The 12,539-nt window shown below is 54.3% G+C and carries 14 protein-coding genes; 5 read left to right on the top strand and 9 right to left on the bottom strand.

Features of this window, described 5'->3' with window-relative positions; genetic code table 11:
- Positions 1–158 precede the first annotated feature (158 nt).
- The 4 genes from ABK821_RS07585 to ABK821_RS07570 all read right to left on the bottom strand — a co-directional run bounded on the left by ABK821_RS07585 (position 159) and on the right by ABK821_RS07570 (position 2,742).
- The gene (locus ABK821_RS07585; protein ID WP_138360414.1) at positions 159–638 is read right to left on the bottom strand and encodes a YbjN domain-containing protein; all 480 of its coding nucleotides are present in this window, start codon (positions 636–638) and stop codon (positions 159–161) included.
- 89 nt (positions 639–727) lie between these two features.
- Positions 728–1,630 carry a 30S ribosomal protein S6--L-glutamate ligase gene (gene rimK, locus ABK821_RS07580; protein WP_138360413.1) on the bottom strand — a complete coding sequence of 301 codons (903 nt, stop codon included), beginning with the start codon at positions 1,628–1,630 and terminating at the stop codon, positions 728–730.
- Positions 1,631–1,745: 115 nt separating this feature from the next.
- Complete coding sequence (nfsA, locus tag ABK821_RS07575; protein WP_138360412.1) at positions 1,746–2,468, bottom strand: nitroreductase NfsA; 723 nt, start codon at positions 2,466–2,468, stop codon at positions 1,746–1,748.
- Entirely contained in the window at positions 2,452–2,742 is a 291-nt protein-coding gene (locus ABK821_RS07570; RefSeq protein ID WP_138360530.1) for a YbjC family protein, read from the bottom strand. The genes nfsA and ABK821_RS07570 overlap by 17 nt, the downstream gene beginning before the upstream one ends.
- Positions 2,743–2,946: 204 nt before the next feature.
- Between ABK821_RS07570 and ABK821_RS07565 the strand changes: the two genes are divergently transcribed.
- Positions 2,947–3,210 (top strand): GrxA family glutaredoxin, encoded by a 264-nt coding sequence (locus ABK821_RS07565; RefSeq protein WP_004100567.1) that lies wholly within the window; start codon positions 2,947–2,949, stop codon positions 3,208–3,210.
- Positions 3,211–3,213: 3 nt separating this feature from the next.
- Here ABK821_RS07565 and ABK821_RS07560 read toward each other — a convergent pair whose 3' ends face one another.
- Positions 3,214–3,597, bottom strand: a complete 384-nt coding sequence (locus ABK821_RS07560; protein ID WP_138360411.1) for an inner membrane protein YbjM — start codon at positions 3,595–3,597, stop codon at positions 3,214–3,216.
- Between the two features lie 268 nt (positions 3,598–3,865).
- Here ABK821_RS07560 and ABK821_RS07555 point away from each other — a divergent pair, with 268 nt between their 5' ends.
- Entirely contained in the window at positions 3,866–5,551 is a 1,686-nt protein-coding gene (locus tag ABK821_RS07555; RefSeq protein ID WP_138360410.1) for an aspartate:alanine antiporter, read from the top strand.
- Between the two features lie 157 nt (positions 5,552–5,708).
- Here ABK821_RS07555 and ABK821_RS07550 read toward each other — a convergent pair whose 3' ends face one another.
- Positions 5,709–6,251 carry a TetR/AcrR family transcriptional regulator gene (locus ABK821_RS07550; RefSeq protein ID WP_142501593.1) on the bottom strand — a complete coding sequence of 181 codons (543 nt, stop codon included), beginning with the start codon at positions 6,249–6,251 and terminating at the stop codon, positions 5,709–5,711.
- A 178-nt stretch (positions 6,252–6,429) separates the two neighbouring features.
- Here ABK821_RS07550 and ABK821_RS07545 point away from each other — a divergent pair, with 178 nt between their 5' ends.
- A complete protein-coding gene (locus ABK821_RS07545; RefSeq protein ID WP_138360408.1) occupies positions 6,430–7,632 on the top strand; it encodes an MFS transporter in 1,203 nt (400 codons plus the stop codon).
- A 61-nt stretch (positions 7,633–7,693) separates the two neighbouring features.
- On the opposite strand, the gene ABK821_RS07540 is transcribed toward ABK821_RS07545, so the two are convergent.
- A complete protein-coding gene (locus ABK821_RS07540; RefSeq protein ID WP_142501594.1) occupies positions 7,694–8,929 on the bottom strand; it encodes an MFS transporter in 1,236 nt (411 codons plus the stop codon).
- A 315-nt stretch (positions 8,930–9,244) separates the two neighbouring features.
- Here ABK821_RS07540 and ybjG point away from each other — a divergent pair, with 315 nt between their 5' ends.
- Both ybjG and deoR read left to right on the top strand, forming a co-directional pair.
- Positions 9,245–9,838 carry an undecaprenyl-diphosphate phosphatase gene (gene ybjG, locus ABK821_RS07535; protein ID WP_138360406.1) on the top strand — a complete coding sequence of 198 codons (594 nt, stop codon included), beginning with the start codon at positions 9,245–9,247 and terminating at the stop codon, positions 9,836–9,838.
- Between the two features lie 125 nt (positions 9,839–9,963).
- Positions 9,964–10,722 (top strand): DNA-binding transcriptional repressor DeoR, encoded by a 759-nt coding sequence (gene deoR / locus ABK821_RS07530; protein WP_138360405.1) that lies wholly within the window; start codon positions 9,964–9,966, stop codon positions 10,720–10,722.
- Positions 10,723–10,757: 35 nt separating this feature from the next.
- Here the strand turns inward: deoR and dacC are convergent, their stop codons facing one another.
- Together dacC and ABK821_RS07520 are read right to left on the bottom strand one after the other, a co-directional pair.
- Positions 10,758–11,960: a serine-type D-Ala-D-Ala carboxypeptidase gene (gene dacC / locus ABK821_RS07525; protein WP_138360404.1), complete on the bottom strand. Its 1,203-nt coding sequence runs from the start codon at positions 11,958–11,960 to the stop codon at positions 10,758–10,760.
- Positions 11,961–12,319: 359 nt separating this feature from the next.
- On the bottom strand, positions 12,320–12,539 hold a 220-nt coding region (locus tag ABK821_RS07520; RefSeq protein ID WP_395033904.1), incomplete at its 5' end, for a hypothetical protein.

Genomic DNA, 12,539 nt, shown 5'->3' with positions numbered 1-12,539 from the left:
AAACGCCTTTTATCAATTTTTTATGCCATAACGGTCTACGTGATAAACCGAAACTGGCAAGATGGCGGTGAAAAATGCTTTAAAGAAAGGGAATTGGCAGAATAAAAATGGCTAATACGCAGCGGCTATGGCAGCGGCTGCGCTCTATTTCCCGGGGCTTAGTGAAGAAAATGGTACTGAATATTTTCAGTCACCGGTTCGTCTTCCTCACTCTTATACAGCATCTGATTCGCGCTGGCTTCGAGAATAACCATCGAAATTTGCTCCTCACTCTGGCGGAAAAACCAGGCAAACTGATTGAGCGTGACGCCAACACCGACGCTCAACGCCTGGCACACAACCAGTTTAGGCAGATTATCATCCTGAATATCGAGGAAAGCTTTCACGGTTAACGAGCTGGCGTTAATCGCTGAAAGATCGGCAGAGAGCGGCAGTAGCGCGGAGGGTTTAACCTCAGCCAGCGCAGAAAACAGTACCACATTGTCAACCAGGTCAAGTTTGGCATCAAAAATGCCTTCGAAATTTTGCATATGCGGCAGGTGCAATGCCTGGCAGGAATCACACTCAAAAAAGCTGATGCCCAATTCGTCGAGCCATTGACGTAACGTATCAAGACCCGGAACGACCAGTGAATCCATATGACCTGTGACCTCTTACAGTTGAAAATGCGACGCCATAGCTTACGCAAAAAATGCGCCATATACCACGACAGCGTCGAGAAAGGGGATTATCCCCCCATTTTAAGACAAAATCCGGGCCTGGCCTGACGTTCGATCCAGGCGATCATTTTCCCCGCGATATCCACTCCCGTGGTGGTTTCCACCCCCTCCAGACCAGGAGAGGCATTAACCTCCATCACCAGCGGGCCGCGCGTCGCGCGCAGAATATCGACGCCCGCAACATCCAGACCCAATGTTTGCGTCGCTTTAATGGCCATCTCGCGCTCCTGTTCGCTAATGCTCGCCACCGTGGCCTGACCGCCGCGATGCAGATTGGAGCGAAAATCCCCCTCCTTCGCCCGCCGCTCAATCGCCGCCACCACATCATTCCCCACCACCAGACAGCGCACATCCCGGCCTTTCGCCTCAGCGATATACTCCTGCACCAGAATATGTGCGTTCAGGCCGCGAAAAGCATCAATGACGCTCTCTGCCGCCTGACGCGTTTCGGCCAGCACCACGCCGATCCCCTGCGTCCCTTCCACGAGCTTAACCACCAGCGGCGCGCCGCCCACCATCGCGATCAGATCGCTGGTATCGTCCGGCGAATGGGCAATTCCGGTAAGCGGCAGGTCAATCCCCTGACGCGCCAGCAGCTGGAGCGAACGCAGCTTATCCCGCGCACGAGTAATGGCGACCGATTCATTTAACGGATAACTGCCCAGCAGCTCAAACTGGCGCAGCGCGGCAGTGCCGTAATAAGTGATCGCCGAACCGATACGCGGGATAACCGCATCAAAATGCGGGAGCTGGCGTCCTTTGTAGTGAATTGATGACGCTACCGGACTGACGTTCATATAGCAGGAAAGTGGATCGAGGATTTCCACTTTGTGACCACGTTTTTGCGCGGCTTCGCGCAGGCGACGACATGAATAAAGCGTCCCGTCCCGGGATAATATGGCTATTTTCACCCTGCACCTCTGCAAAAAGACCCGCGCTGGCGGGCCCTGGTAGCAAACAACATTATCAATTAGCGCTGACCTGGCGCTATTTCCTTGTGTCAGACGGGACGCAGTTTACACGTAATCAACGCGTCGCCCATCCCTGCTTATGCAGATATTGCAGAATAAACGGACGGCTCTCTTTCACGATAGTCCGGCGGATATGCTCGCTCCAGGTATCGCGACGCGTATTGCTTCCGCGTGAAAGATAATATTGCGCCATCTGCTCGTCATATTCCGCGAGAGCGCTCTCGTCCAGCGGCTGATAGTGATTTTCATGTACCAGCATCGTCGGCGGCATACGCGGTTTCACATCCGGATTATCGGCGGGCCAGCCAAGGCACAGACCAAACAACGGCAGCACATGCAGCGGAAGCGCCAGCAGTTGGCTCACCGCGTCGATATTGTTACGCAATCCGCCGATATAGACCCCGCCTAACCCCAGGGATTCCGCGGCCACCAGCGCATTCTGCGCCAGCATCGCCGTATCGACGCACCCCAGTAGCAGTTGTTCCGCCCGCCCCAGTTGGGCATCCGGACAGATTTGCAGATGGCGATTAAAATCAGCGCAAAAGACCCAAAATTCCGCGGCCTGCGCCACGTGCTGCTGGCCACCGCTCATCGGCACCAGTTGTTGGCGCATCTCAGGATCGGTGATGCGAATAATTGAGGTACATTGTAAAAAACTGGAACTGGATGCGCTCTGCGCGCTGGCAATAATCGCCGCGCGTTGTTCGTCGCTGATCGGCGCGTCGGTAAAATGGCGAATGGAACGGTGGCTACATAGCAGCTCAATGGTTGGCGTCATCTCGTTTTTCTCTGTCAGGCAATGATGAAGGTGTATTTTTCGTTTGCGTCAACTGCGGAGCGATAATTTTCGCCAGCCGCCACGTTAGCGCCACGGCAGCCGGAAGCATCAGCAAAACCCCGGCAAAAATCATCAACAGCGCCGCCGTTGGACTGGCGAGCGGCGCTGGCAGGCTGACGTATTGATTAAGCGAAAGCCAGGCCAGGGTCAATAGCGCTACGCCGATAATCTCAATGACCAGAACACGTTTTGGCAATAGTGCGGGCGATCGCATCATGCTCCTCCGATCCAGATAGTTCGCATTATCACGCGAATACAGCGCGCCTGTCGGGCCAGTATAGCGGTTTCATCAGCAAAATATTTATCAAACATAAGCATAAGCCATCAAAGCAAAAGGCAGAACCTTCTTTCCCTCACCGGCATAACACGGCATGATACGCGCCATTCGCCATCAGGCAGAGAATAAAGGAGAGAGACTATGTTTACCGTCATTTTTGGCCGTCCCGGTTGCCCGTATTGCGTTCGCGCCAAAGAGCTGGCAGAAAAACTGAGCAATGAGCGCGATGATTTTAACTATCGTTACATTGATATTCACGCCGAAGGCATCAGCAAAGCCGATCTGGAAAAAACCGTGGGAAAACCGGTTGAAACGGTACCGCAGATTTTTGTCGACCAGAAACACATCGGCGGCTGCACCGATTTTGAAGCCTGGGCGAAGGAGAATCTCGGCCTGTTTGCCTGAGACTCACTCTTCTGACGAGTGCCTGCGTCTGGTACTCAGCCAGGCGCAAATAAACAAGAAACAGAGGGCGCCCAGCGCACACCAGAATACCGCGCTGAACAGCCACGCCAGTTCCTGCCAGACAGAGCGCTGAGTTACAAAGAAAAGCCGCATTACCGTCAGACAGACAGGAACAGCCAGTATCGCCCCGAGCAGCGGGTAAAGTACCCGCTGCCCTGGAGAGAGGCCGCTTGCCACCGCGCCGGGCAGTAAAAAAAACAGCAGCCCGAACTCCGGATTCCCGGTCGTCGGAAAAGCGCCTTTCATATAAAACAGCAATGACAAACAGACCACGATAAATAGAAAGAACCCGCAGATAATACCCGCCCAGGCACGCTCAGCTTTCACCACATCCTCCTGATTTTACCTCTAGCTAACGTCCACTTCGTCCAGTCAGATAAAGATTCTGGCAATTCCTGCCAATATAAGATCCTGTAGATGCAAAAACGATTGTGACTAGCCGCAGTCCCCAGGAAAGATTAAACTAGCGGCTATATTTTACTGGTTATAATTGGGATGCCAGAATAGCGTTCAGGACAACAAGAACACTGGATCAACCTTAGATAAAATAACCATTTTCTTCAATAGCTTACTAGTAAATGAGAAGTTGGCTTTCGTGAATATAAACGTCGCAGATTTGTTAAACGGGAATTACATCCTGTTACTGTTCGTTGTGCTTGCATTAGGTCTCTGCCTCGGGAAACTGCGTCTCGGGCCGGTACAACTTGGTAATTCTATTGGCGTTTTAGTCGTTTCCCTATTATTAGGCCAGCAGCATTTCACAATTAACACTGATGCCCTGAATCTCGGCTTTATGCTGTTTATTTTTTGTGTTGGCGTCGAAGCAGGCCCCAACTTTTTTTCTATTTTTTTTCGCGATGGCAAAAATTACCTGATGCTCGCGCTGGTCATGGTGGGCAGCGCCATGCTGATCGCCATGGGGCTGGGCAAGTTATTTGGCTGGGATATCGGTCTGACGGCCGGCATGCTGGCCGGCGCCATGACCTCAACGCCGGTGCTGGTTGGCGCCGGGGATACGCTACGCCACTTCGGCATGGCCCGCGACCAGCTTGCCGTCTCGCTCGATCATCTCAGCCTCGGCTATGCCCTGACCTATCTGATCGGCCTGGTGAGCCTGATCGTTGGCGCGCGCTATATGCCGAAATTGCAGCATCAGGATTTGCAAACCAGCGCCCAGCAAATCGCCCGTGAGCGTGGTCTTGATACCGACTCCCGGCGCAAGGTCTATCTGCCGGTGATCCGCGCCTATCGCGTCGGCCCGGAACTGGTGGCATGGGCTGATGGTAAAAATCTGCGCGAACTGGGTATTTACCGCCAGACCGGCTGCTATATCGAGCGTATTCGCCGTAACGGCATTCTGGCCAACCCGGACGGCGATGCGGTGCTGCAAATGGGCGATGATATTGCGCTGGTGGGCTATCCGGACGCCCATGCCCGTCTCGATCCCAGCTTTCGTAACGGCAAAGAGGTCTTCGACCGCGACCTGCTGGATATGCGTATCGTCACCGAAGAGATCGTGGTAAAAAACCACAACGCCGTCGGTCGTCGGCTGGCACAACTGAAACTTACCGATCACGGTTGCTTCTTAAACCGGGTTATTCGCAGCCAGATCGAAATGCCGATTGACGATAACGTGGTGCTCAATAAGGGCGATGTTTTACAGGTCAGCGGCGATGCCCGTCGCGTTAAAACCGTGGCGGACCGTATCGGCTTTATCTCCATTCACAGCCAGGTGACCGACCTGCTCGCCTTCTGCGCTTTCTTTATCGTTGGCCTGATGATCGGCATGATCACCTTCCAGTTCAGCTCATTTAGCTTCGGTATCGGGAATGCTGCCGGTCTGCTGTTTGCCGGGATTATGCTCGGCTTCCTGCGTGCTAACCACCCGACGTTCGGCTATATCCCTCAGGGCGCGCTGAATATGGTGAAAGAGTTCGGGCTAATGGTGTTTATGGCCGGGGTCGGCCTCAGCGCCGGTGCGGGGATTAACAACGGTCTTGGCGCCGTCGGCGGCCAGATGCTGGCAGCCGGGCTTATCGTCAGTCTGGTGCCGGTCGTGATCTGCTTCCTGTTCGGCGCGTATATTTTGCGAATGAACCGTGCGATGCTCTTCGGCGCAATGATGGGCGCCCGTACCTGCGCTCCGGCGATGGAAATCATCAGCGATACCGCACGCAGCAACATTCCCGCGCTGGGATACGCCGGAACCTATGCCATCGCTAACGTGCTGCTAACCCTGGCGGGTACGCTGATTGTCATCATCTGGCCTGGGTTGCGGTAAATTTTTCAGAAAAAAAACGCACATACGCAGAACTTTTTTTCACGGCATCAGTCATAAGTAGTGCCACTGCTTTTCTTTGATGTCCCCATTTTGTGGAGCCCATCAACCCCGCCAATTTGGTTCAAGGTTGATGGGTTTTTTGTTGTCTGCGCCCCGCTCACTCCCCCGCCAGTCTGCCCACCATCAGGCGAATCGCCTCTTTTGAGAGCGGCGCGCTGTCGGTCACAAAGTGCAGCGTCATCCCCTCGATAAAGGCATCCAGCCCGCGGGCCGTTGCCGGTTCAAACCACTGCTCCAGGGTTTTCTGACTCCGTAGCATCCAGTTCTGCATCACCGCTTTTAACGTTGGCTGGCTGCTGCAAAATGCATAAAGCTGGTACATCAATTTCATATTGCGCGCAGTGGTGACCTGAGCGCTGAAAATCATCCCGGCAATAGCGTCACATGCCTGCTCGCGGGTACTGACAGCGGCAAAAAACTGCTGATACTGCGCCATCATCTGGTCAGTAAACAGACGGAACGCTTCTTCGACCAGTGCCTCAATACCGCTGAAATAGTACGTCAGCGAGCCCAAGGGCACACCGGCGCATGTGGCGATTTTCCGGTGGGTTACCGCATGGATGCCGTGGATAGCGATAGTGTCCAGCGTCGCCTGTAATATGCGCTCCCGGCGCTGCGGATCGTTCGGTCGACGGGCCATCAATTTTCCTCTTTCATGCAAATAAACGCTCAGTCACGCGGCGCGTTTAAAAAATTCCTCAGGGTAAATCAACACGCTACGGTCACGGAAAGACGGTCAGCGGTAAATCAGATTTATGTACAAATGTACACAAATTTGCTACTGTTGTCGCCATCTCTTTACTCACAGGCATTTACGGATGACAGCGCAAACCTCCCGTAGAGCCCTCCAGCTAAGGCTGTGGGCGCTATTCACCTTCTTTTTTATTCCCGGATTGTTGATGGCCTCATGGGCAACCCGCACGCCGGCAATTCGCGATCGGCTTGCGCTCTCCACAGCAGAGATGGGCATTGTTCTCTTTGGCCTGTCAATAGGCTCCATGAGCGGCATTCTCTGCTCGGCGTGGCTGGTTAATCGATTTGGCACCCGTAAAGTCATTCGCGCCACGATGTCCTGCGCAGTGGCTGGAATGCTGGTGCTCAGCGCCGCGCTATGGGTCAACTCAGCCGTGCTGTTTGCGGCTGGCTTAGCCATCTTTGGCGCCAGCTTTGGTTCCGTCGAGGTGGCAATTAACGTCGAAGGCGCAGCCGTTGAACGTGAAATGAAGAAAACCGTCCTGCCAATGATGCATGGGTTCTATAGCTTTGGCACGCTGATTGGCGCCGGAATAGGTATGGCGGTGACGGGCTTCGGCCTGCCCGCCACGCTGCATATTCTGCTGGCGGCGCTGGCGGCTATCGCCCCTGTCGCTATCGCGATTCGCGCCATTCCTGATGGTACCGGCAAAAATGCCGCGGAAGCCGCACATCATGAAGGCAAAGGCATGCCGATATGGCGCGATATCCAGTTGCTGTTGATTGGCGTGATCGTGCTGGCGATGGCGTTTGCCGAAGGTTCCGCCAACGACTGGCTACCGCTGCTGATGGTTGACGGCCACGGCTTCAGCCCAACGTCCGGCTCCCTCATTTACGCGGGTTTCACCCTTGGGATGACCATCGGCCGTTTTACCGGCGGCTGGTTTATCGACCGCTACAGCCGGGTCGCGGTTGTCCGCGCCAGCGCCATCATGGGCGCGCTGGGCATTGGCCTGATTATTTTTGTCGATAGTCCGTGGATCGCCGGTCTCTCCGTATTGCTTTGGGGTCTCGGCGCGTCACTGGGTTTCCCGTTGACCATTTCCGCCGCCAGCGATACCGGCCCCAATGCGCCGAAGCGCGTCAGCGTGGTGGCGATTACCGGCTATCTCGCCTTTCTTGTCGGGCCGCCGCTGCTGGGTTTCCTCGGCGAACACTTCGGCCTGCGCAGCGCCATGATGGTGGTGCTGGCATTAGTGCTGATCGCGGCCATCGTCGCCCGGGCGGTGGCGAAGCCACAGCCTGAACCTGTTATCGAAAATGGTTAATCCGCCGCTGAGGGGACAATGCCTGTTGCGATGCCAACATCGCAACAGGTCAACAAGAGGATTACTGCGGCTCGCGAGAATTGCCCGCACGCTTATCCTTCAGGAAATAAGCCGTCATCACCAGCCACAACGCTCCGCTCAGCAGATTTAACAGGCTGAATAGCCCGCTGCCGCCGAATTCCCAGGCGTGTTTGCTGACTTCGATCCCTACGGTAAAAATCAGCATCTGCAGCATACCCATTGCCGCCGACACCGTCCCCTTGCTCATGTCGCTGGCGAAGAGCGTCAGGCGCACCAGCCCGGCGTTCGCCAGACCAATACCGAAGGCATAAACGCTCAGCCCTGCGGTCATCCACAAATAAGCATGCGCCGAAACCACCGTCGCCGCCGCCGAAATCAGCAGCCCGGTGATAATCGGCCAGCCGCCGAGGATAATCAGCGAGCGCACCGTCTTGCGCGATGTCTGGCGCGCTAGAACCAGATTACCGGCAATCAACGCGCCGAAAATCGGCACCTGCAACAGGCCATACTCGTAGCTGGTCGCCTGCTCACCGCTGATAATAATCACCGGCGATTGGGCGATCCATGCCAGCAGCGGCAGGCTGACAAAACCGGTCGCCAGCGCGCCAGCGACAAAGCGTCGGTTTTTCAGCACGTCGCGATAATCACGCCCCAGCGCTTTTACCGATAGCTTTTCGCCCTGCCGTGTGGCGGTTTCCGGCATCGCGCGCTGTAGCCCGACGAACGCGATCGTCGCCAGCACGGCGAACAGGACAAACATCATTTCCCACGGCAGAAAGTGAACCCAGGCGGCGCCTACCAGCGGTCCGAGTAGCGGCGCAATCAGCGCGACGTTCGCCATCAGGGCGGTGATCTTGATGCAAACCGCCTCTTCAAAAGACTCCTGAATTGCCGCATAGCCGACCGCGCCGATGAAACAGAGGCTGATGCCCTGCAAAAAGCGCAATAGCGTGAACTGTTCAATCGTTTGTGCCAGCAGCGTCGCCAGACAGGTCGCAATAAACCATACGACGCCGGTCAGCATCACAGGACGACGGCCAATGCGATCCGAAAGCGGGCCCAGCAGCCACTGTAAGAACATACCGCCCGCCAGATAGGCAGTCATTGAGGTCGGCACCCACTCATTGCCAACGCCAAACGCGTCCACGACCGAGAGCATTCCCGGCTGGATCATGTCGTTGCCGATATAAGTGGAGAATTCATATAACACCAGGCACAGCGGAAAGAGCAGCGCCTGACGTCCGAGGCGTTTGCCCGCAAGCGAATAATTGTGCATGAAATCTCTTATTTAAATAAAACCGCGCAAAGTTTAATGAAAGTCGTGCCCGGGAGATAGCGAATTGTGAGTAGCGATGAAAACTTTTTCCTCCGGGATAACGATGTCCTCTGCAAAGAAAAATTCCGCTGTGTATATTTCGTTTATGTTGCAATTAAATGACACGCTATATACTCCCTTCCTCGGTCTGTTGATGAAGCTTACTGGCCGGTTTATGCATAACAGTCTGACAATTAAGACAATACTGCTTTACCTTATCGATACCGTTTTTTAAGGTGAGCGGTTTGTTGCTAACGAATTAAAGAGCCTGGATGTATGCTGGAAAATATTAACTACGCGCTGTTTGCCTTACTTAATGCAACCCCTGCTTCCCCCTGGTGGGCAATTGAAACCGCGACGTTTATCGCCAAAGACCTGATTATTATTATGCCATTATGGGTATTCGGCTTATGGTTCTGGGAGCCAAATCAGCGCCAGTTGGTATGTAAGGTGATAATGGCGCTGGCCGTTAGCCTCACGCTTTCCTGGCTATTTGGCCTTCTTTTTCCCCATCAGCGTCCGTTTGCCGCCGGTATCGGCTATAACTTCCTGCATCATTCGCCGAATAATTCCTTCCCAAGCAATCACGGTACACTCGGCTTTACCTTCGCGCTGGCGTTTATGTTCTGGCATCGGCTGTGGTCAGGCGCATTGCTTATCGGCATGGCCTGCGCGATTGCCTGGTCCAGAGTTTATCTCGGTGTTCACTGGCCGATGGATATGCTGGGCGGGTTACTTACCGCGATGAGTGCCTGTCTGAGCGCCCAGTTATTGTGGCAAAGCGGGGGAAATACGTGTTACCCACATCTGCAACGGCTGTACCACCTGTTATTTTCGCTACCGATTCGTAAAGGCTGGGTACGCGGATAAGCGCCTTTCGGACCAGGCGGTACTTACGGACGGACCCAGCGCCTGCGCGTGACTAACCCTTTTCCGGCAGGTAAAATCGCCGCTGACGCCCTGTCTGTGCAGGGCGCTTTCAGCGTAGAGGGAATATGGAAACTCGTCGTGACGAACGTATCAGTCAGCTTATTCAGGCACTCAAGCGCAGTGATAAACTCCATCTGAAAGAGGCGGCAACCCTGCTTGGTGTGTCGGAAATGACCATTCGTCGCGATCTCAACGGCCACAATGGCCCGGTAGTTTTGCTCGGCGGTTATATCGTGCTGGAACCGCGCAGCGCGACGCACTACCTGCTGAGCGATCAGAAAACGCGACTGGTGGATGAAAAACGCCGCGCCGCCCGCCATGCGGCAAAGCTGCTTAAGGCCCATCAGATGGCTTTTTTCGACTGTGGGACAACCACACCGTGGATAATTGACGCCATTGACAACGCCCTGCCCTTTACCGGGGTATGCTATTCGCTCAACACCTTTCTTTCCTTGCAGGAAAAACCCCAGTGTCGGGCAATTTTATGCGGCGGCGAATTTCACGCCAGCAACGCAATTTTTAAACCACTGAGCCTGCAGGATACGCTAAGCCATCTTTGCCCGGATATCGCGTTCTATTCCGCCGCCGGTATCGACTGCGAGCAGGGAGCAACCTGCTTTAACCTCGAAGAGCTGCCGGTGAAACACTGGGCGATGAAAAACGCCCGCTATCACGTGCTGGTCGTCGATCACAGTAAATTCGCTAAAGTCCGGCCCGCGCGGATGGGGGATTTATCACAGTTTGACGTGATTGCCAGCGATGTTTGCCCGAATGACGATTTGCTCGCGCTGGCGAAAGAGAAACAGATTTCCCTGCTTTACTAATCGCTAACCGCGCCCCGCAGGGCGCGGCCTGCCTGTTACGAGAACCAGCCACCAAACCAGCCGTGCAGTTTCATCAGCACGAAATCAAGCATCCGGCTGAAAAAACCGCCTTCTTTTACCGCTTCCATCACAATCAGCGGCCGCTGCTCAATGGTCTTATCATTGAGTTTGAAGTCAATCGTGCCAACAACCTGCCCTTTAGCCAGCGGCGCTGTCAGCTGCGCGTCATTCAGCGTGTAGCTGGCCTTGAGGTTTTTCAACTGGCCTTTCGGCAACGTAATAGAACCGGCGTCGCCCGCCCCCAGTTTCGCTTCATTGCTGTCGCCGAACCAGACGCGCTGGGTAATAAAGGTCGCATCAGGTTTAATCGGCGTCACGGTCTCATAAAACCGGAAGCCCCAGGTCAACAGCTTTTCCGATTCATTAAAACGGATGCGGTCAGTTTTGGTTCCCAGTACCACGGCAATCAGGCGCATGCCGTTTTGCGTCGCCGAAGAGACCAGGTTATAACCTGCGCCAGCCGTTGTCCCGGTTTTCACGCCATCGACATTGAGGTTAGTACTCCACAGCAGACGATTGCGGTTCGGCTGACGGATTTTATTGAAGGTAAACTCTTTCACTTTGTTAATAGCATACTCTTCCGGAACATCATGAATCATCGCTTTGGTGAGTAACGCCATATCGCGGGCGGTACTGAACTGCCCCGGCGCATCAAGGCCGTGTACGGTCATAAACGTGGTGTTAGTCAGGCCCAGCTTCTTCGCATAGCCGTTCATCAGGCTGATAAACGCATCCTGGCTGCCCGCGACATAATCAGCAATCGCGATACAGGCGTCATTACCGGACTGAACGATCACGCCCTTATTAAGATCGTCCACCGACACCTGCATGCCCGGTTTGAGGAACATCACCGAAGAACCGCGCAGCGCCGGATTTCCTGTTGCCCACGCATCGCGTCCAATCGTCACCATATCGGTAGACTTAATCTTACCCGCCTTTAACGCCTGGCCGACAACGTAGCTGGTCATGATTTTAGTCAGACTTGCCGGGTCCAGTTTTTCATCGGCATTGCCTTCGCTGAGCACTTTTCCGCTGTCATAGTCCATCAGGATCCAGGCGCGGGCATCAATTGATGGGGCATCAGGGAGTTGTTCAGCAGCCTGTAGCGCAGGCGCAGCGAAAAATAAAAGCGCGCAGCCTGTCACCATGCCGCGAAGGGAAAATGCATCATGCTTCATAAGAGCCACCCAAGTATCCATTCCAAACAAAAATATGCCGCCACACTCTTCCGCGCCGCTGCGATCGGTGAGTACAGCGTACAAATGACCTTAAAGAAACAGCGAGTTGCTAAAGTTTACGCAATAATCTCGCCTGTTGCTGCAAACCGAGCAATTTTTTGATCATGATGGCTAATACGCAAAATAATTCAAGTTACCTTACAAAACGGCTATCCGTTTGAACGGCCTCGCCTCGCCAGGATGCGTCATACCGGAACGATACACATATCCGGCGCGTACAACCAGGACGCAGACAGTAATGCCGTTCACTTAAGCAAATCATCGGTGTTGTCTTTTTTTATTTGCCTGTGGCAATCGCATTATCGGTGGTTTAAACGAAAATCTGATTCGGTTGATTCACTTACTGATCTGATACTACGGGCTGAAATATAAAGGATATAACTTTTTTTATGATTTTCAGCCTCTGAAAAGCCCCTGACGAATAACGGACTCACCGCATGGGGGTTGGGCGCATCAAGGAAACCTGGCGAGAACGCAGGCGCGCATCCAGGACTGGCCGCCAGGACGGCGGCCAGAGGG

It is taken from the genome of Klebsiella sp. KE9456 (assembly GCF_043832615.1).
Lineage (GTDB): Bacteria > Pseudomonadota > Gammaproteobacteria > Enterobacterales > Enterobacteriaceae > Klebsiella > Klebsiella indica.
Note: the sequence above shows the minus strand (reverse complement) of the source record. Positions and strands in the feature narration are given on the sequence as shown.